This window comes from Chitinophaga silvisoli (assembly GCF_003412465.1).
Taxonomy (GTDB): domain Bacteria; phylum Bacteroidota; class Bacteroidia; order Chitinophagales; family Chitinophagaceae; genus Chitinophaga; species Chitinophaga silvisoli.
In genome coordinates, this window is record NZ_QTJV01000005.1 from 1 (window position 1) to 21,722 (window position 21,722).

Here is a 21,722-nt window from a genome sequence, read left to right on the forward strand (position 1 = left end):
TCATTAGTCAGAACTGTGAAGTCGATTGGAGTATCCTCTATCACAGTAACCGCATCGTTAACAGCTACCGGTGCATCGTTAACTGCTGTTACTGTAAAAATAACAGTAGCGGTGTCGCACATGCTCGGTGTGCCATTATCACATACCTGGTATTTAAGGCTATCCAAACCATTGTAATTAGCATTCGGACTATACTTAAAGCTACCATCAGGGTTCTGAGTAACTGTACCATTTACAGGAGCAGTGATCACAGTTGCCGTCAGCACATCTCCTTCTACATCCGTATCATTGGTCAGCACTGTAAAGTCGGTTGGAGTGTCCTCGGTTACTGTTACCGCATCATTTACAGCTACAGGTGCATCGTTTACAGTAGTAACTGTAAAGATAACAGTAGCGGTGTCGCACATGCTCGGTGTGCCATTGTCACATACCTGGTATTTGATACTATCAAGACCATTGTAATTAGCATTAGGTGTATACTTAAAGCTGCCATCAGGATTCTGAGCAACTGTACCATTTACAGGAGCAGTGATCACAGTTGCAGTCAGCACATCTCCTTCTACATCCGTATCATTCGTCAGCACTGTAAAGTCGGTTGGAGTATCCTCAGTTACAGTAACCGCATCATTTACAGCTACAGGTGCGTCGTTTACAGGAGAAACCGTAAAGATCACCGTACCAGTGTCACACATTGAAGGAGTTCCATTATCACATACCTGATATTTCAGGCTATCCAAACCATTGTAATTAGCATTCGGACTATACTTAAAGCTGCCATCAGGGTTCTGAGTAACTGTACCATTTACAGGAGCAGTGATCACAGTTGCAGTCAGCGCATCACCTTCTACATCCGTATCATTGGTCAGCACGGCAAAGTCGGCTGGAGTGTCTTCTGTTACTGTTACTGCATCATTTACAGCTACAGGTGCGTCGTTTACAGGGGTGACTGTGAAGATGACTGTAGCGGTGTCACACATGCTTGGCGTGCCATTATCACATACCTGATATTTCAGGCTATCCAAACCATTGTAATTAGCATTCGGACTATACTTAAAGCTGCCATCAGGATTCTGGGTAACTGTACCATTTACAGGAGCAGTGATCACAGTTGCCGTCAGCGCATCGCCTTCTACATCCGTATCATTAGTCAGCACTGTAAAGTCGGTTGGAGTATCCTCGGTTACAGTTACTGCATCATTTACAGCTACCGGTGCATCATTTACAGGAGAAACCGTAAAGATCACCGTACCTGTGTCACACATTGAAGGAGTTCCATTATCACATACCTGGTATTTGATACTGTCAAGGCCGTTGTAATTAGTATTCGGTGTATAATTAAAGCTGCCATCAGGATTCTGAGTAACCACACCATTTATAGGAGCAATAATCACAGTTGCCGTCAGCGCATCACCTTCTACATCCGTATCATTAGTCAGCACGGTAAAATCGGTTGGAGTATCCTCAGTTACAGTTACTGCATCATTTACAGCCACCGGTGCATCATTTACAGGAGAAACCGTAAAGATCACCGTACCAGTGTCACACATTGAAGGAGTTCCATTATCACATACCTGGTATTTGATACTATCAAGGCCGTTGTAATTACCATTCGGTGTATACTTAAAGCTGCCATCAGGATTCTGAGTAACCACACCATTTAAAGGAGCAGTGATCACAGTTGCCGTCAGCGCATCACCTTCTACATCCGTATCATTGGTCAGCACTGTAAAGTCGGTTGGAGTGTCCTCAGTTACTGTTACTGCATCATTTACAGCTACAGGAGCATCGTTTACAGGGGTAACAGTAAAGATAACAGTGCCAGTATCGCACATGCTAGGTGTGCCATTGTCACATACCTGATATTTCAGGCTATCCAAACCATTGTAATTAGCATTCGGACTATACTTAAAGCTACCATCAGGGTTCTGAGTAACTGTACCATTTACAGGAGCAGTGATCACAGTTGCAGTCAGCACATCACCTTCTACATCCGTATCATTGGTCAGCACTGTAAAATCAGTCGGGGTGTCCTCGGTTACTGTTACCGCATCATTTACAGCTACAGGTGCATCATTTACAGGGGTAACAGTAAAGATAACAGTAGCAGTATCACACATGCTCGGTGTGCCATTATCACACACCTGATATTTAAGGCTATCCAAACCATTGTAATTAGCATTCGGACTATACTTAAAGCTGCCATCCGGGTTCTGAGTAACTACACCATTTACCGGACCAGTGATCACAGTTGCAGTCAGCGCATCGCCTTCTACATCCGCATCATTAGTCAGCACTGTAAAGTCGGTTGGAGTATCCTCTATCACAGTAACCGCATCGTTAACAGCTACCGGGGCATCGTTTACTAGGGTAACAGTAAAGATAACGGTAGCAGTATCACACATGCTTGGTGTGCCATTATCACATACCTGGTATTTGATACTATCAAGGCCGTTGTAATTACCATTCGGTGTATACTTAAAGCTGCCATCAGGATTCTGAGTAACCACACCATTTAAAGGAGCAGTGATCACAGTTGCCGTCAGCGCATCACCTTCTACATCCGTATCATTAGTCAGCACGGTAAAGTCGGTTGGAGTATCCTCAGTTACAGTTACTGCATCATTTACAGCCACCGGTGCATCATTTACAGGAGAAACCGTAAAGATCACCATACCAGTGTCACACATTGAAGGAGTTCCATTATCACATACCTGGTATTTGATACTATCAAGACCATTGTAATTACCATTCGGGGTATACTTAAAGCTACCATCCGGGTTCTGAGTAATTGTACCATTTACCGGACCAGTAATCACAGTTGCAGTCAACGCATCTCCTTCTACATCCGTATCATTGGTCAGGACTGTAAAATCAGTCGGGGTGTCCTCTAATACTGTTATCGCATCGTCAATAGCTACAGGTGCATCATTTACAGGAGTGACTGTAAAGATAACAGTGCCGGTATCACACATTGAAGGAGTTCCATTATCACAAACCCTATACTTCAGACTGTCAAGACCATTGAAATTAGTATTCGGTGTATACTTAAAGCTGCCATCCGGGTTCTGAATAACTGTACCATTTACCGGACCAGTAATCACAGTTGCAGTCAACGCATTGCCTTCTACATCCGTATCATTGGTCAAGACTGTAAAATCAGTCGGGGTGTCCTCTGTTACGGTTACCGCATCATCCACCGCCACAGGTGCATCATTAACTGGTGTAACTGTAAAAATAACAGTGCCAGTATCACACATTGAAGGAGTTCCATTATCACACACCCTATACTTCAAACTATCCAAACCATTATAATTCAATGCCGGCGTATATGTAAAACTACCATTCGCACTCAACACCACCGTACCATGCACCGGTCCCGTCAGCATCGAAGCGGAAAGTGTATTCCCTTCCACATCACTATCATTACTCAATACATTCCCTGAATAAGGCGTATCCTCCACCACTGTATACGCATCATCCACCGCTACCGGTGCATCATTTACCGGTGTAACTGTAAAGATAACCGTGCCAGTATCACACATTGAAGGAGTTCCATTATCACACACCCTATACTTCAAACTATCCAAACCATTATAATTCAATGCCGGCGTATACGTAAAACTACCATTCGCATTCAACACCACCGTACCATGTACCGGACCCGCGAGCACCGAAGCGGAAAGCGTATTCCCCTCCACATCAGTATCATTGCTCAGTACATTTCCTGAATAAGGCGTATCCTCCACCACTGTATACGCGTCATCCAACGCTACCGGCGCATCATTCACCGCCGTAATACCTAACACCACCGTCTTCGTATCCTGCTTCGCACCACCTGTACCCGTATTCCCATTATCATTGATGTTCACCGTCAAGGTAACCGTAGCCGGCGGATTCTGGGAAGAAGAATACGTAACCTTGTTCGCCACCAAAAATGCATTGATATCAGTAAGCGTCCCGTTTAATACCAACGCACTCCCCGTACCACTCACCGTCACACCAGATCCGGACACCGCACTCACATACCCATCCGGCACTGAGAAAGTAACCGTTACACTCCCCATTCCCGCATCCACATCCGCAAATGAAATATCTTTTAAAGATGCCGGAACATCTTCTGTCACCGCAATACTTGTAGGTACCGTAATCACAGGCGCATCGTTCACAGCAGTAATCACAATCGTCATCTTAGCAGCCGCCGTTGAATACGATGTACCATCCGAAGCTCTCCAGTCAAAACTGGTCGTACCATTCCAGTTAGCCGTAGGAATAAAAGTAATGTTGGCCAGCTGCGATGCCAGGATTTCCTGTCCTGCAGTTATCACTACCCCGTTCAGACGGAAACTACCATTCAATGGCAATGTTACAATGCGGATCTTGCTCAATGCCGTACCATCCGCATCAGAATATTGTGAAGTAAAATCAGTCGCCGCAAAAGTCAGGGTATTATCCTCCAATCCTGATACCGTACTATTATTCACTACCGGCAGATTATTGACTGTTGCCATTACCGTGTAAGAATAATTTGCCCTGCCTGTATCCGCATCATTATTCAGGATGCGTACCACTGCCACATATGTACCTACTGTATGTGAAGCCGTATTAAAAGTTAGCGTAAAACTGGTGTTGCCTCCGGCTGTGACAGAAGATACCGTCGGCTGTGCACTCACCGTAAAGCCCGCATCCCCACTGATTGCCACCATCGGTGTACCTGTCAGGTTGATGATACCGGTACCTACGTTGTTGATCACAAATGTATGCACCACCGTACCTGTCGTCACCGTCCCAAAGTCCGTTCCATCTACCGTGCTCACTGTACCACTGTTATCATTGATCAATGTTCCATTACCTGTTACATTGATACGCGGATCTGTTGTGATTACGATGGTCGTTGTTGATGCCGGCCCCGTCTCCGTACCATCGTTCAATGTGGTCGTGATAATACGATTCGTTGTATTCGGCGCACTCTTTGCGTTTCTATATTCAATCAGTTTCAGCGCTGCAATATAACTTGCCTGAGAAGCTGCCCCTGTCAGGGTAATTGTACTTGTTCCACTGCCCGTAGCCGTAATGCCTGCTGGCAATGTACCATTGATATACAGCCCTTCACTGCCCGCATCCAGTACATTCGTCAGTGTTATTACCGCCTTCACCATATTGTCGCCATCATAATCCACGATGCTCAGGTCTGTATCTGTAATCTTCGCGCCTGAACTACCTGCATTGAAATAATTCAGGTAATTGTATTTGCCCGTAGCACCTGAACTGTTGTCCGGATCCAGGTTGGCCTTCGGACAGTTATTGACGTTCATCGTCTTCGTGATCAGGTTATTATCGAAGTAACACTCTTTATAACCTGTATTCTGATTCGCCAGGGAAGATAATGTAAAAGGCGTACCTACTGCATGCCCTATCCCACCACTTACAAAACTACCATTGTCATTGATGATCAGGGTCACATCGAAGTCCAGGTTATCAAAGGCGCTCAGGTCCATGTCGTAGGTAAATGTTTTACATTCTCCCTGCAGGATGGCCTGGTTGAAAGTACCGGTATACAATAAAATAGCAGCAGGATCCGTAGTCGGATCCCCATGGTAAAGAGAGATCGGCATTCCTGCAGTGGCATTACCCGCTCCGGGGTTACACACTTCCACACTCGCCCTGACTATATTACAGGAACTACCTTTTGCAAAAGAAATATTGGTGGAGTTAAATGCAATATCCGGTCTGGCTCCATAGTAGTCCATAGATTCCAGGATCTGGTAATCCGGATTCGCCAGACCTGTTTTATTGATAACTGTTAGTGTGGTTTTATCTGCTGATAACTGGAAGGAGATATCATAACCATAAGCCCCCTTATACCCCACGGTATTTGTATGGTTGCGGGCGCTTGTTCCATCCAGTGGTAAACCTTTGAAAGCAAAGTTATCATCCCTTCTCGCCGTACCATCCAGACCTACCTGCTGGTAAAAATACCCGGTTGCCGTACCTGTATTCAGATCGATATAAGCATAGGCAGCCAGTGAGTTTTCATTACTTTCATTCACCGTGTTACAGGCGTTACCTGTTTCATTCAGGTACATGGTGGTGGTACCCAGTGGAATCGTAAAGGTCTTTGCCACCCCGCTTGCAGAGCTGGTACCCTTGGCAATAAATGCAAAATCGGAATTGAAGAATTCCGCACTCATGCCCTGTCCGACCCTTTTAAAAAATTCAACTACGTATGCATCATCAAAGTCGCGCGCATAGTTTGCATCCCGCCTGATCACCAGGTTGGTTCCTGATACATAGATCTGTGGATTGGATACACCTACCGCACCGGTGCTTGTAAGTTTGCCTGAATAATCACCCGTAATTGCTGCAGATGAAAGGAAACTCATGGTCGATGCGCTTGACAGGTTATTGATCACATAGGTAGATCGTCTTGCCACAGCACCACCATTTGCCAATGTCATCACACCATCCGTCATCCCGGCATCCAGGTCAATTGTAAAGCGCATATTGGAATACCCCTCCTCTGTACCAGCACTGGTATTCAGGTCGGCATAACTGGTATTTGTACCCTTGCCCATGATACTGATAATATTTGTACCTGTAGGAATGGGAATCACAAGATCCGTGTTGGCGGTAGCAGTGCCGTGCAATAATGCTTTTACCTGGGGGTCCAGTGGTGTCAGTGAATTATTGTAAGGGGAAGCATATTCTACATAATATGAAGAGTGCGTGGTAGTGTTGCTTTCTGTTATTGTCAGGGTATTGCCGGAGATCGTAAAATTCACATTGTTCAGGTCCGGGGTCGCATCGCCCACCTTACTGGCGGTAGGGATATAGGCACCCAGCGCCACCTTTTGCCATCCATATACATTCGTACCGGAACCATCTGTATTCGTATTCTTTGCCACGTTCACATAGCCTGATGAAGTTCCACCCGCGATGTCGATCACAGCACTGATATTGATAAAATCCTCATCACCCTGCACATTATCACCACCGCTGGTGATACCGGTTTCGGAAGAGACATACACGTTGATTGAAGAAGTTCCTGCAGGTATAGTAAAAACAGGAGCAGTGCCGCCCGGGGCCCTGTACTTAGCTTCGACACCCAAAATGTCTGCCTTTTTACCTCCGCTGGGGCTGCAAGGGCTGGTAGGCATCTGACCAAACGATATCAACGAACAAAGCAAAAAGCCGAAGCTTAATAAAAATATATTCTTCATAAAGATAGAGATAGGCATCCCTTTCGGAAGAGCCGTTAAATAGTTAGGTACAGGGCACAACCAATCGTCACATATTCAGAGGGAAAACAGGGGAAATGAAAAGCACCAAAGCTTGCAATAACATCCAAAGCTAAAATGTCAAAAATGGGATTGACCTGGAGAATCCGTCCTACTGCGAAAATTTGTTGTAAACTGGACCTATCCGCGGCAAAAATATTACATTTCTGATTTATATTAAAATTATTTTAAAACAGTTAATTTATGAATATTATTATCAGCCAACACTATTAAAACATATTGATTTTCACTTATAAATACTCATATAAATATTTATTTTACCGGTAGGTATCCTAAATACAAGGGGAACAACAGTTTGCTAATTTTTTTAGTAATTTTGTCTCCTATGCTATTATTTGACGACAATGAGCTGTTTGATGAAGGGAAAGTACGCTATATTGACTACGCCTTGCCAGATACGAGCCTTGTACTGCGGGAACAGTTTTTCTCCAGGCAGGATTCGGATAGATACTACAGGCTGCTGAAGGAAAACACCCCCTGGCGGCAGCATAGCAGGAAGATGTACGACAAGATCCTTCCGGATCCCCGCCTTATTGCCTATTACGGGGGCGATAAAGGACTTGAATGGACCCAGGACCTACTGGACATCAAAGCGAAGGTTGAGGCCGTTTGCGGGCTTAATTTTAACAGGGTATTATTGAATTACTACAGGGATGGGAATGATTCCGTCGCCTGGCACAGTGATACCTTACCCGCCGATGGCATGCATCATCCCATTGCCTCTGTTACGTTTGGAGAAACCAGGTTGTTTAAAGTGAGGCATAAAACAAGAAAAGACATCCCGCAACTGGATATACCTCTTACGCATGGTAGCTTCCTGCTCATGGGAGAAAGCATGCAGGAGCATTATGAACACCATGTGCCTAAGACTAACAGGAAAATCGGAGCCAGGATTAACCTGACTTTCAGGATTTCGGATACGATTAAGCAGGTATATTGACTCTTTCTTCAAACACCTCTTCTCTTATTTCATTTTCATTAATAATGATCTGAACCGGGTCTGTTCTTTCAAATTCATCCTTATTGGGCAAGTGTACCTGCTCGCAGTCCGGCAATGCTTTATTGAACAGCATGATGAGGTTTTGTAATGAAGTGTATTGACTATCGGGCAGCGCCTGCCTGTATGCTACCGTATAATACCTTAATGTGCCGCTGAATGGTTTACCAAATACAGGTTTATTTTTCTTAATGACATCGCAGATTAGCCTGTACTGGACAGGACTGATGTTCGTGAACCAATACAGGAAATCAGGATTTGGATTGTCATGACAGGAATGAAGATAGAGTTGTTTTTCTGTCACGGATAATACATAAGTGCCATCTATTTCCGGTGCCGGCCATCGGATATCGTAGCCATAGTAATGCCTGCCATCCCCTATTTCAATTGAACAGGCAAAAGCATCTGCGTGGCAGGATAATGTACTATCGGGAATGAGGATCCTGTGGGAGGCAGTATCCATCATGTAAACGACAATTTTCTTATTGGAAGTCTGCCCTGTAGCAAGTTCACCAGAGATAAGAAAAGATATAACGAACAGGATTATTTTCATAGGCATAAAAATAGGCAATACTGGCATTTGAACCGAAGCTGAATGACCAATTTTGCCTATTATACAAATCTGCCATTGCCGGCAATGAAGGAATATCCAATGCAAGGTTCGGAAAGGATGACCGCTATATGCATGCAATACATACACGGCTGGCACATTTTCCTTCGCCGGCTTTAATACCCAGCGTTGTTATTTCTTTGTGCATGGAACGAGAAACTACTTTCAGCGTATCAATGGTAGCGGCCTTCAAAGGTATCACTGCGAACAAACAGACAGCCGCCAGCAACACTTTTTTAATACGAAGATTCGGTATGATCATTCCCAATATCACCAGCCCACACCCTACTACCTGCCACGAGGATACCTGCTCCTGCAGGACGATATGTGCTGTTGCAATGGAAACCGGAATTTCTATCGCTGCCAATACACTGCCCAGACTCATCCCTACCAATGGAAATCCCCTGGTAAAAAATACCGGTGGCAAAATCGTTCCAAACAATGCCAGTATTAAACCATAATGCCACAATACCTCCGGTCTGAAACCCTCCGCTATACGAATATTCCAGAATATCAATATCGCCAGCAGACCGCCCAGCACCAACAACTTAGACCGGTAAAATAAGGACCTGTGCGTAGCAATATGGTTCGCCGCATACATCGCTCCCGTATAGCTTACTGCCGCCAGCAGTCCCCAGCACACGCCGATAAGGTTCCATTCCCCACCCCCCGTAAACCCGGTTGCCAGGAAAGTACCACCCAGCACGACCACTATTGCCAATAACTGCCCGGTTGCAGGCTTCTTTTTATCCCGCACACAATCTACCAGGATGCCCATCCAGATGGTTTGCATCAGCAATATTATACAAACCGATACGGGCAAATATTGCACTGACAGGTAGTAGAACGTACTCGTCAAACCCAGACAGGTACCGCCTGACAACAATTTATATTTATCACTCCCCTGCCCTGTTACCACTGGTTTCTTTTTCAGATCCAATAACGTCAATACTAAAAATCCTACTAAAAACTGAGAGAGTGTAATGGAAGCAGTACTAAATCCTTCCTTCCCTGCGACTTTCACAAATGTGGCTAAGATGCCATAACTCGCCGCCCCGATTATTACAAAAACAATTCCTTTCAATTTTTTCATACGCCAAATGTCGATCCTAATTTTCTCCCCCAGCTTTACATATGTTGAGTGTACATTACAGGGTTTTTCTTATACGGCTTAACTGGGTGGGTGTAATGCCCAGAAATGAAGCAATCTGTTGTAATTGCAGGCGCGCTGCCAGCGCAGGTGAAGCCGCCACAAAATGCCGGTACCGCTCTTTTGCCGGCAGGTATTTATGTTCTATTTCCTGGTGTTCCTTTTCTACCACCCAATGCTTTCCCAGGTAGTTGATCCAGAACAATGCTAAATCATGATGCTTCTGCAACAAATGATTAAACGCTGCAAAGCTATACTCCACCACAATACTATCTTCCAGTGCATCTATCGTATAGCGGCTTTTATCATGCATGATCAGTGCCGACGTAGATGCTACAAATGTATTTTCCGGGAAGAATTTCTTGATCACCGTATCTCCGTTTTCATACTGAAAATAATATGAAAAAAGTCCCTTATAAATGTATGAGATAAACACCGGCACCTCGTCTGCAGAAAGGTAGTTGGTGCCTGCGGGAATTTCCCTTATACGTACCAGTTTTTCAAATGCAAGCATGGTGTCTTTTTCTAAAGAATAGTAAGTATTCAGTGCGGTAAAAAATGCATTCATAACGGCTTCTCTGTTCATCCCATGACTTTTATCAGGTAAAAATAAGCAGTATTTGGTTTTTCGGAATAAAAACTACCTTTGTAGCAGTTCTTTTAATTTTAAGACCTATAATCGCTATGAAAATCAGACCTTTCTTTTCCCTCAGGGTCTTTTGTACCCGCCTGGTCGTACTGCTAGGCCTTTCCATGTCTTTTGGAAGCTCAGTACACGCCCAAACCACGGTTCCCTTCACTCTTTACAACAATTCGGCTTACACAGATGCCAACGTCTATGTTGCTGTAATTGGTATTATCAATGACAACCACGTATGGATTGACCCCAAAACCGGCGCAGTCAATCCTATGAGTTCGTCTTATAATACAGTATCAGGTCCCGTTATTAATGGAAACTACGGCCCCGGAGGCAATGGCAAGTATGCCGCCTGCTTCGCAAGGCTGAGTGAAATTCCAAACAAGGTGATCAATGTTCCGGGCATTGCCGGCTGTCGTATCCTGATCTCCTTCAACTCACAGCTGTACCTCTATTTCTTCGGAGCCTCCGGCTCTCCCAGCGGTTATGCAGCACCTAATCTCGCGAACCCGACAGACCCCAACCAGGGGATCCGCTATGAGAACATTGAGCTGACAAATGCATCCAATGGTCTCTGGGTAAACACTACGCGTGTAGATGCTTATCAATACCCAATGGGTCTGGAAGTATGGGGCAACAGCAACTTCTATCAAAAAGTGGGTGAAACTGTCACGCACAGCTACATCCTCAGTCAGTGGCAGGCAACCGCTCCTTCTGAGTTTGCAGCTTGTTACGATGCCACTAACACCATTATCCATTTCCCTTCCAAAACCACTGCTTTCCAGTCAGGCGGTGCACAGGCTAACTACTTCGGTTCCTATGTAGATGCTATCTGGTCCAAGTACACCAGCGGCAACCTGATCTTCAATGCAGGTGATGCAGGCACCTGGAGTGGTAGAGTATCCGGGAATGTATTCACCTTTACCAGGAGTTCCGATGGTGCTGTAGGTACCATCGCTGCCAAACCCTCACAGACAGAAGTGATGGAAGGCAGCGGTGTAATGGCCAGCGGCGGTCAGTGGGACAAAGTAGTACAGGCACAGATCTGTGCTGCTATCAACCGGCATGCGATCGACCTCACAAAGGCTACCGGCGTGACGCAGGATTTCTCTACACCATCTGCTTACTACCAGACCACTCCTTACAACTGGTACAGCAAGTTCTGGCACCGCAGCGATATCAGCTATAACAGCCTGACTTACGCTTTCTGCTACGATGATGTATTCAATCAGTCTTCTACTATCAACGCACCATCGCCTATCCGCGCTACCATCACAATCGGTGGCTTTGCCGGCCTCAGTTCCAGCAGCCCGGTTACTGTCTACAAGGATTGTAACTATGCCGGTTATGCCGTAGGACTGAGTACGGGTACTTACACCCTGGCACAGCTGAATGCACTGGGTATACTGAACGACGACATCTCTTCACTGAAAGTAAGTGCCGGTTACAAAGTAACCCTGTATAAGGACGACAACTTTGGCGGTGCTACTGTAAGCTTCACCGGAGACGATGCTTGCCTGGTAGACAACAGTTTCAATGACTCGGCATCTTCTGTTAAAGTTGAAAAGACTACGACTACCACTACTTCTATTAAAATCGAAGCAGAGAACTACAATTATATGTCAGGCGTGCAGACTGAAACCACTACTGATGCTGGTGGCGGACTGAATGTAGGTTATATTGATGCCGGTGACTGGCTGTCTTATGAAGTGACGATTCCTGCTACCGGTTCTTATGTAGTAGATTATCGCGTAGCCAGTACTTCATCAGGCAATACACTGCGCCTGGAAAAAGATGCCGGCGCTACCCAGCTGGGTACTGTTACCATCCCTAACACAGGTGGATGGCAGGTATGGTCAGATGTAGCCCATACGGTATCTCTGCCTGCCGGTACTTACAGCATCGGTATTGCTACCACTACAGGTAACTTCAACCTGAACTACCTGACCATCACAAGTACTTCAGGTGCGAAGGTTGCAACTATTGCAGCAACGGCTCCTGTTACAGAAGATACACATTCGACTGTAACACTCTCACCAAATCCGGTGAGCAACCAGCTGTACATTCGTAATAATGATAAGGTGAGAACACTGACTGTCTATGACATCAGCGGACATACAATGATGCAAACCACCAACCCGGGGACAAATATCAATGTATCCTCATTGGTATCCGGTGTTTACATTATTAAAATTGACCGTAAAGATGGTACACAGAAGACGGTGAAGATTCTGAAACAATAATGCCTGTAGAGGTTGTATCAAAAGTAAAAACTCCCGGAATTAATCCGGTTACCTGATGGCAGGAATTTTTGTTTTTATAATTCTTATTGCCCTTTAATTACTTTTGATACAACCTCTCACTTTTAGATCCATCCATGCCCTGGCCAAAACAGTATAGTTCGTGACCGGAAAAGGGTCATCATTACAGCCAGTTCTTCATCAACCTGGTCTGACTAAGGTGCGGATACTTTCACTTATACCTTATTAAAATCCCTTTTCAACAAGGCATACATATACATATCATAATACTTCTCATCAAAATACAGCCAGTCCCGTAACAGCCCTTCCTTTATAAAGCCTGTCTTCTCCAGCACCCTGCATGAGCCCTCATTCTCAGGCATCACTTCCGCTTCTATACGGTTTACTTCCAGACTGGCAAATATATACAGGGAAATGATCTCCAGGGCTTCGGACATATAACCTTTATTCCAGTACTGTGGTATCAGGTCAAAACCGATATTACAGCGGTCGCCAGGCTTAAAAGCATTAATGCCTATAGTACCTATAAAGGAATTGTCTTTTTTCAGGTAGATCCCCCAGCGGATTCCTTCTTTCTCTTCAAACTGCTTTGAGAAATACCGAAGCAGTTCGGCCGCCTTTTCAGTATTTGTAAGAGGCTGCAGGTTGTAATAACGGGTCACGGATTGATCGCTGAACTCCCTGTACAAATCAGGCAGATTGGCAGGGCTAATGGCACTCAAGGTTAGGCGCCCGGTGTGGAGCACGGGGAATTCTGTGGGTAATGGGTTCATGTTACAATTTTCTAAAAAGACCTTCTGCTACTCCCCGATGCTTTACCGGCCGCTGCTGGTAATTCAGTTGCTCCAGTTCGGTTAACAGTGGCAACACCTGATCATTATCGGCACGCTCAATGGCTAATTTCAAAATCAATAAGCCACCAGGCCTGAGGGCTTTGATAATAGCAGGGAATATGGGAAGGTCGAAATAATAATAGAGTATAATGAGGTCAAAATTATTTTCCGGCATAACAAACTCAGCCAGGTCGGTGCAGATTGTTCGCACTTTCAGCCCGCTGGCAGTGGCACTTAACTGCTCTATAGCTACTTCTGAAAAATCTACGGCGCTTACCTCCCAGCCTCTTTCGGCCAGGTACAGCGTATGCCTGCCCGTGCCGGCTGCCAGGTCCAGGGCCCTGCCCGGAGCTGGAAACTGCTCATACATGGCCAGGAAGTATGGATCAGGTATATCCAGCGAAGGTAGTCCTTTCGTATATCTTTCATTCCATAGCATGCGCGTCATTTAAACAAATGTAATAAAAAAGATTTTATGGCCTAAAAAGTGACACTTCCAAAATAACCGCCGTCCATGCGGACACCTGGGCCTCAGCATTGACGGCGGGGAGGAATGACCTGCGGCCGGCTTAAAAACCCCATTACACCCAATGGTATTGCTATAAAAGGGGAAGACGCCCCGGTGGGTACTCCGGGACGCCTTCAGCCTATTTCTACTTTACACTTCTCGTTATCGTATTACGGACACTTCACCCTTCACAATTCTTGCTTCGCCACCTGCCGTATTCTTGTAGCTCAACAGATATACATAAGTACCTACATCCACCAGTTGGCCCTGGAATCGACCATCCCATCCTTTGGACTGATCTTTACTCAGGAACACTACCTGGCCCCAACGGTTGAAGACGCGCAGATCGTAATCGTACATCGGACCGTTTACGTGTGGTTTGAACGTATCGTTGTTACCATCGCCATTCGGTGTGAACGCATTCGGGAAGTCTGGTTTCGCTTCACATTGTTTGTAAGTAACTGTGATGTCATCTGTGACAGAACCACAATCATTGTAAACAGTTACCTTATAGTATCCGGTCGCTGTCACTACATACGTTGAAGATGTAGCGCCATCCTGCCATCTGATGCTGTTACCGCTGCCGGCATTTACATTCAGGGTCAGTGTCTGACCGATACAAATAGTGGTATCATTGCCCAGAGAAATATCTCCAATACCAGCCACTGTTACTTTCACGCTATCTGAAGAGGTCAGATTACAATTTCTGTCCAGGACTGTTACGGTGTAAGTACCCGGTGTGCTTACTTCCTTGATCGGATCGGTCGTACCATCATTCCAGAGGTAAGAGATCGCATCAGGGTTGGTTGCATCCAGTACTACCAGGCCGCCGGCACAGATATCCTTGTCTGGTCCCAGGTCTAAGTTGATATTAGCCCTGTTGGTTACATGGATGGTGTCTGTCACCACACAACTATTCTTCGTTACAGTTACCCAGTAATCACCAGGTTTAGATACAACGATAGAATTAGTCAGGGAGCCATCATTCCATCTCACACTACCACCATCCGGTTCTACCTGCAGCATGACTGTCTGATCTGGACAAACGGACGGATCAGGTGTTACGGTTACATTTGGCGGTGTAGCCACTGTGATCGTTGCCTGATCGGATACGGTACAACCATTCAGTGATACATCTACTGTATAGGTACCTGCGGTACTTACCTGGATAGATGGTCCGGTATCACCTGTGCTCCATGCGTAGGAAGCACCCTGTACATAGGCGTTCAGTTTCACTGTTGCGCCGTCACAGATAGTAGTATCGCGGATATCAACAACCGGTGGTTTGTTTACCGTTACTTTCACAGAGTCAGTTGCGGAACAACCATTATTGGTGACAGTTGCATAGTAAGTACCGGCAGCAGATACGGTAATCTGTTGGGTAGTTGCACCTGTATTCCACTTGATGGAGTAACCGGCGCTTGCATTTGCCGCACCTGCATCCAGTGTTACGGAGTTGCCTTCGCAGAGGGCAACATCAGCACCCAGGTCTACAGTCGGTTTCTGTACAAACTGCAGGGTATAAGTCACCGGATCAGATACGCAACCGGTTACGCCATCAGTTACGATGAAGGTAGCCTGTGTTACACCTGGCAGGTCAAACACATTGCTGGTCTGAACTTTCGGTGTGGTTACTGCACCTGCAGGGTATACGCTCTGCAGTGTAAATGTTGGTTTGCTTACTTTGGTCAGTAACTGGATAGAGAACTTCGTATTGTCAGAACAGTTTACTGGCAGGTTAGCATCCAGTGCTGGTTTAGGACATGCCGTTACTGTAATGATCTGTACTCTTTCGATAGCGGCATTACCACATGCATCTGTTACATTCCATCTTCTGGTGATGGTGTAGCCATTACAAGCATCCACAGTATATGGATCGGTAGTCATGGTCGCTTTCTTAGGGAAGTTACCATCGCAGTTGTCAGTTGCGTACAGGGTAGCGGCAGCTGGTATAGTACCTCCACAACTTACAGTGACAGCAGCCGGAGCCGGATCGATCACTGGTTTGGTTGTATCTGCCACTGTGATGACCTGACGAACGATGTTAGTATTTCCACACTCATCTTTCGCTGTCCAAACCCTGATCAGCTGGTAGTTGCCTGCGCAGGCACCGGTGATGGCCTGACGGGTCTGGGTGTAGCTGATCTTCACATTGCTTGTTGCACTACAGTTATCAGTAGCTGATATGTTGCTTGGCGGTGCTGGCACAGCGCTACAACTTACCGTAGTATCAGCAGGCGGTGTGATCGTGAATGCAGGTCTGGTTGTATCCTGTACAGTGATCACCTGTTTCATGGTAGCTGTGTTACCACAATCATCGGAAGCTGTCCAGGTACGTGTCAGGCGGTAGTTGTTAGAGCAGGTCGTGCTCAGGAACACCTTCGTCTGAGTTACACTTACTTTCACATTTGCAGAACAGTTGTCTGTAGCTGTAATGTTTGGTATGGCAGGTACTGCATCACAATTCACGGTAGTATCAGCTACCAGGGTCATAGAGAACGCTGGTCTGGTTGTATCCTGGACGGTGATGATCTGTTTCAGGATAGTGCTGTTACCACAGTTGTCAGTTGCAGTCCATGTACGTGTGATCTGGTAGGTATTGCTGCACTTAGCACCTGCGATGGACTGTCTGGTATCTACCGGAGTTACGGTGATGGTACCAGGTGTACAGTTGTCAGTTGCAGTCAGCGGAGCAGCTGCCGGTACCTTATCACAATCTACAGTTATGTTAGCAGGCGCAGTACCGCTGAATACAGGACCTGTCAGGTCTCTTACGGTAATGGTCTGTTTCAGTGTATCGCTGGCGTTACCACAATTATCTACAGCCACCCATTTACGGATCAGGTAGTAATTGCTTGTACACTGACCAGCCATATCTATTCTTGTTTCAATTGGTACGATTGTCATGGCACCAATACAAGCATCGTTTGCAGTCAGGTTGACAGCAGCCGGTACCTTATCACACTCTACGGTCACGTCAGCAGGTGCTGAGCTGGTGAACACAGGTGCTTTGGTGTCAACCACGGTGATGGTCTGTGCTGCTGAAGTAGAGAGACCACAACGGTCTACAGCTGTCCAGGTACGCATGATGGTGGTATGACAAGCGTCAGGTGTTTGTGTATTGTCGGTGTAGGTAACAGTCAGCGGTTCGCTATCGAATGGCGCATGGCTGAATACCGGTGTACCGAACATCGTTGTATAATCTTTACCAAGCACACAGTCAGTAGTGATGGCGGCTGGTACGGAAACTACTACAGGGTTGGTAGATACTCTTCTGATCTTCACCACATTGCTGATGGTGGTGCTACAAGCACCTGAGCTTACAATTCTTCTGAACCATACAGTGTCAGCGCTCAGTGTAGCCGGTGTGTAGCTGGCAGCAGTGCCGCCGGTACCTGTAGTCACGTTGGTGAACCCGGTAGTTGCACTTGTAGTGCTCATCTGCCACTGGTAGCTGAAGGTACCGTTACCACCACTCAGGGAAGCGGTTCCTGTCAGTGCAGCAGGTGTTTGAGAAGCACATACTGTCTGATCAGCGGAGATCGTGTTACCCATTACTGGTCCCAGGTTGGTCAGTGTAACAGTAGCTGGTGTACCGGTACATGTTCCATTGCTCAGGGTCCATTGCAGGGTAGCGGAAGTATTTACATATACTAATACCTGTGCGTTTGGATTGTTCAGGTCAGCATTTGCAATGTATGCAATACCGCTGATGACAGACCAGGTACCCTTAGAACCAGGGAGCACACCCGGTGTGGCAGTCATGATAAACGCAGAGTCATTACAATGAACCTGGTTAGCACCTGCATTGGCAGTTTCAGGCATCATGTCGTTCCTGAGGAAGACAGTGCTGCTGGTCGCACATGAATTATTAGTGATTGTCCAGATAGCAGTTGCTGTATCACCAGCCGGTACGAAGATCTTAGCAGTTGGATTGTTTACGTCCGTAGCAGCGATCGTAGCTGAAGAACCAGCGTAGAAAGACCATGTTCCGGTACCGATGGATGCTGCATTGGCAGTCATCACGAAGGCTGAGTCAGAACAATGTGTCTGTGCAGTACCTGCATTCGCAGCGGTCGGCATCCTGTCATTTACCAGTTTCACATTGCTGCTGGAAGTACATACACCATTGGTGATAGTCCATGTAGCAATTACGCTGTCGCCTTCCGGAACGGTGATCACAACATTTGGTTTGTGAATGTCAGCTGCTGGCATGGTTGCAGTAGTACCAGCCGGCAATGTCCATGTTCCTATTGCACCGGCTACATCAGGAGTATTACCTGTCATAGTGAAGGTGCTGGTCGCGCACTGGTGGGTATCGGCACCCGCAGCAGCTGCTGTTGGTTGCTGATAGTTGACCAGTTTAATCACATCAGAAGTAGAACATACGCCGTTGGTTACGGTCCATGTCGCAATTACGCTGTCGCCCGCAGGTACGTTGATCACAGCATTGATGTTGCTGGTATCAGCTGCTGCAATCGTAGCGTTCGTGTTGGATAATGTCCATTTACCGATCGCGGTAGCCAGGTTTGGTGCAGTTGCACTCATAGTGAACACCGGATCATTACAATGCCTGATTGAATCTACACCTGCGTCAGCCTGGGCAGGCGCTTCGTAGTTCTTCAGCATTACTGTATCGTAAGTGGAGCAGACACCATTTGTCACAGTCCATATTGCGGTAGCGGTATCACCTACAGGGAGGGTAAATACTGCATTGATATTAGTAGAGTCAGCAGCATTAAAGCTTGCCGCACTACCCGGATACAGGGACCACTTGCCTACTGCTGTTGGCAGGTTTGGCGCGGTCGCTGCCATTGTGAATGTAGTTGTATTACACTGTACCAGGGAGTCAGCACCTGCTTCAGCCTGTGCTGGCTGCTGGAAGTTGTACAGCTTAATGGTATCAGCACTGGTACATATACCATTGGTCATAGTCCAGGAGATGTATGCGCTGTCACCATTTGGTACGGTAAAGGTAGTGCTGTTGTTTGTGCTGTCTGTAACAGGGAAGGTAGCATTACCTTTCACCACTGTCCAGTAACCCACAGCACCAGGTACGTCAGGCGCATTCGCTGTAACAGGGAATGTAGTTGTCATACACTGTTGCATATCGGCTGGTACCGCTGCAGCAGTTGGAGACATATAGTTCACCAGTTTCACAGTGTCGCTGGTAGAACATGTACCGTTACCGATGCTCCAGATAGCGAGTACGCTATCGCCGGCAGGAACGATGATGGTTGCTTTTGGATCGCTCGGATCAGCAGGGAGTGCGACGGTAGTAGGACCAACGTAAGTCCATTCACCCACGGCACCTGTTACATCCGGTACGTTTGCGTTCATCACGAAGGCACTGTCGCCACAATGCTTAATAGAATCAGCACCGGCATCTGCTTTCACAGGAGTCAGGTAGTTGGTCAGGATCACAGTCGCTGAGTCAGCGCAGACACCATTTGTTACTACCCAATGTAATTCTGCAGAAGCATCGTTTGGCAGTGTTACGTGTGCCTTAGGCGTATGCTCTTCACCGGCAGCGATAGTAGCGACACCATTGCGTACGTACCATGTACCGATAGCACCTGTTACATTTGGAACAGAACCATCCAGTACGAAGGCAGAACCCGCACACTTGGTTTGGTCAGGACCCGCAGTTACAGCCGTTGGCTGTTCGTAGTTAATCAGCACAATGTTGTCAGCAGAGGTACATCCCAGGTTAGTGATGGTCCATCTCAGCACAACGGTAGAACCAGCGGCTACAGTGAAGGTGGCAGTCGGATTGTTTACATCCGCAGCTGGGATAGTATAAGAAGCAGGAGATACTACAGTCCATGAACCGGTTGCACCAGCTACAGAAGGAGCATTCGCTGTCATCGTAAAGGCATCGGTGTTACACTGTTTGATTGTATCCGGACCTGCATCGGCAGCTGCCGGAGGATTGTTGTTTACAATCCATACAGTATCTACATCAGTACATACACCATTTGTAATAGTCCAGAACAGCATACTGCTATCACCCACAGGGATGCTCACAGTAGTAGTCGGGCTGGATGGAGTGGCGATATTCGCAGTAGAACCTGCTGGCTTGGTCCACATACCTGAAGCAGTTGCTTCAAATGGTGCGTTCGCCGCCATATTGAAAGTTGCTGTGTTACACTGGTGCTGGTCAGGACCCGCATCAGCATCAGCTGGTTTAATATAGTTCACCAGTTTCACAACATCCGAAGTAGAACATGCACCATTTACGATGGTCCAGGTAGCAATTACGCTATCACCTGCAGGCACCGTGATGGTAGTAGCCGGGTTGTTTAAGCCACCGGTGATGACAGCGGTAGTCTTAGACACTGTCCAGGTACCGATGCCCACTGATGCTGCATTTGCAGCCATAGTGAAGGTATTGGTAGCACACTGAAGGATCTGGGCAGGACCTGCATCAGCAGGAGTAGGTGCCTGGTAGTTCTTCAGGATGATATAATCTGTGCTGGAGCAGACACCATTTGTTACCGTCCAGATAGCAGTGGCGGTATCGCCTGCTGCCAGTGTAAATACTGCATTGATCTTATGAAGATCAGCAGCAGGGAAGCTTGCTTTACTACCCGCGAACAGTGACCAGGTACCTACTGCTGTAGCAGGAGTAGGTGTGGTGGCTGTCATGGTGAAAGTAGCGTTGTTACACTGTACTAATGAATCCGGACCTGCATTGGCGATGCCTGGTTCCTGGTAGTTCACCAATGTCACATCGTCTTTTGAAGAACATGTACCATTTGTGATGGTCCATGTCAGTACAGCAGTAGTACCTACTGGTACGGTGATCACTGCATTTACATTACTACTATCGGTAGTAGCAAAGGTCGCAGTACCACTCTTCACAGACCACTTACCTGTTCCAATAGTTGGTGTATTGGCAGCCATGATGAAGGAAGCAGTGTTACATTGCCTGATACTATCCGGACCTGCATCAGCAGTAGTCGGCGTAGCGTAGTTATACAGTTTGATATAGTCAGATGAAGAACAAAGACCATTTGTCACTGTCCAGATCAGGGTCGCTGTATCACCTGCGGCCATTGTAACAGTCGCATTGGTAGCGTTGAACTGACCGGCTGTGATAGTAGCCTTGCTACCTGCAAAGGTTGACCAGGTACCGGTAGCGCTAGCCGGAGAAGCAGCGGTAGCACTCATCGTGAAGGTATTGGTCGCACACTGCTGGATGTAGGCCGGACCTGCATCAGCTGCCACAGGCTGCATGTAGTTGGTCAGCGTTACTGCACTTGAGTCAGCGCAGACACCGTTGGTGATTACCCAGCGTAAGGTAGCTGTCTGACCGGCTGGTACTTTTACTGTTGCGGTGTTACCTGATGGCGTACCAACAAAGGTAGCATTGTTGCTACGGATATACCAGGTACCTGTCGCTCCTGTCATTGGTGCAGAACCGGTGAC

9 protein-coding genes are annotated in these 21,722 nt (G+C 46.7%); 2 read left to right on the top strand and 7 right to left on the bottom strand.

The window, feature by feature from the left end:
- Nucleotides 1–7,217 (bottom strand): tandem-95 repeat protein (locus tag DXN04_RS15750; RefSeq protein WP_158569041.1); only part of this gene is annotated, 7,217 nt, incomplete at its 3' end.
- 403 nt (nt 7,218–7,620) lie between these two features.
- Between DXN04_RS15750 and DXN04_RS15755 the strand changes: the two genes are divergently transcribed.
- Nucleotides 7,621–8,235: an alpha-ketoglutarate-dependent dioxygenase AlkB family protein gene (locus tag DXN04_RS15755; protein ID WP_116854344.1), complete on the top strand. Its 615-nt coding sequence runs from the start codon at nt 7,621–7,623 to the stop codon at nt 8,233–8,235.
- Here DXN04_RS15755 and DXN04_RS15760 read toward each other — a convergent pair.
- The 3 genes from DXN04_RS15760 to DXN04_RS15770 all read right to left on the bottom strand — a co-directional run bounded on the left by DXN04_RS15760 (nt 8,219) and on the right by DXN04_RS15770 (nt 10,638).
- The gene (locus DXN04_RS15760; RefSeq protein WP_147319947.1) at nt 8,219–8,845 is read right to left on the bottom strand and encodes a hypothetical protein; all 627 of its coding nucleotides are present in this window, start codon (nt 8,843–8,845) and stop codon (nt 8,219–8,221) included. The genes DXN04_RS15755 and DXN04_RS15760 overlap by 17 nt on opposite strands.
- Nucleotides 8,846–8,969: 124 nt before the next feature.
- The gene (locus tag DXN04_RS15765; protein WP_116854346.1) at nt 8,970–9,995 is read right to left on the bottom strand and encodes a DMT family transporter; all 1,026 of its coding nucleotides are present in this window, start codon (nt 9,993–9,995) and stop codon (nt 8,970–8,972) included.
- A 55-nt stretch (nt 9,996–10,050) separates the two neighbouring features.
- The gene (locus DXN04_RS15770; RefSeq protein ID WP_116854347.1) at nt 10,051–10,638 is read right to left on the bottom strand and encodes a Crp/Fnr family transcriptional regulator; all 588 of its coding nucleotides are present in this window, start codon (nt 10,636–10,638) and stop codon (nt 10,051–10,053) included.
- Nucleotides 10,639–10,736: 98 nt separating this feature from the next.
- On the opposite strand from DXN04_RS15770, the gene DXN04_RS15775 reads away from it, so the two are divergent.
- The gene (locus DXN04_RS15775) at nt 10,737–12,932 is read left to right on the top strand and encodes a beta-1,3-glucanase family protein (protein ID WP_116854348.1); all 2,196 of its coding nucleotides are present in this window, start codon (nt 10,737–10,739) and stop codon (nt 12,930–12,932) included.
- A 233-nt stretch (nt 12,933–13,165) separates the two neighbouring features.
- Here DXN04_RS15775 and DXN04_RS15780 read toward each other — a convergent pair whose 3' ends face one another.
- The 3 genes from DXN04_RS15780 to DXN04_RS15790 all read right to left on the bottom strand — a co-directional run bounded on the left by DXN04_RS15780 (nt 13,166) and on the right by DXN04_RS15790 (nt 21,704).
- Nucleotides 13,166–13,723: a GNAT family N-acetyltransferase gene (locus tag DXN04_RS15780; RefSeq protein ID WP_116854349.1), complete on the bottom strand. Its 558-nt coding sequence runs from the start codon at nt 13,721–13,723 to the stop codon at nt 13,166–13,168.
- Between the two features lies 1 nt (nt 13,724).
- Nucleotides 13,725–14,222 carry a class I SAM-dependent methyltransferase gene (locus DXN04_RS15785; protein ID WP_158569042.1) on the bottom strand — a complete coding sequence of 166 codons (498 nt, stop codon included), beginning with the start codon at nt 14,220–14,222 and terminating at the stop codon, nt 13,725–13,727.
- 231 nt (nt 14,223–14,453) lie between these two features.
- A complete protein-coding gene (locus DXN04_RS15790) occupies nt 14,454–21,704 on the bottom strand; it encodes a gliding motility-associated C-terminal domain-containing protein (RefSeq protein WP_116854351.1) in 7,251 nt (2,416 codons plus the stop codon).
- Between the last annotated feature and the right edge of the window lie 18 nt (nt 21,705–21,722).

Coding starts and splice junctions, on each gene's coding strand:
- DXN04_RS15755 (WP_116854344.1), top strand. CDS start 7,621: ATGCTATTATTTGACGACAATGAGCTGTTTGATGAAGGGAAAGTACGC.
- DXN04_RS15765 (WP_116854346.1), bottom strand. CDS start 9,995: ATGAAAAAATTGAAAGGAATTGTTTTTGTAATAATCGGGGCGGCGAGT.
- DXN04_RS15780 (WP_116854349.1), bottom strand. CDS start 13,723: ATGAACCCATTACCCACAGAATTCCCCGTGCTCCACACCGGGCGCCTA.
- DXN04_RS15775 (WP_116854348.1), top strand. CDS start 10,737: ATGAAAATCAGACCTTTCTTTTCCCTCAGGGTCTTTTGTACCCGCCTG.
- DXN04_RS15770 (WP_116854347.1), bottom strand. CDS start 10,638: ATGAACAGAGAAGCCGTTATGAATGCATTTTTTACCGCACTGAATACT.
- DXN04_RS15760 (WP_147319947.1), bottom strand. CDS start 8,845: ATGAAAATAATCCTGTTCGTTATATCTTTTCTTATCTCTGGTGAACTT.
- DXN04_RS15790 (WP_116854351.1), bottom strand. CDS start 21,704: ATGACAGGAGCGACAGGTACCTGGTATATCCGTAGCAACAATGCTACC.
- DXN04_RS15785 (WP_158569042.1), bottom strand. CDS start 14,222: ATGCTATGGAATGAAAGATATACGAAAGGACTACCTTCGCTGGATATA.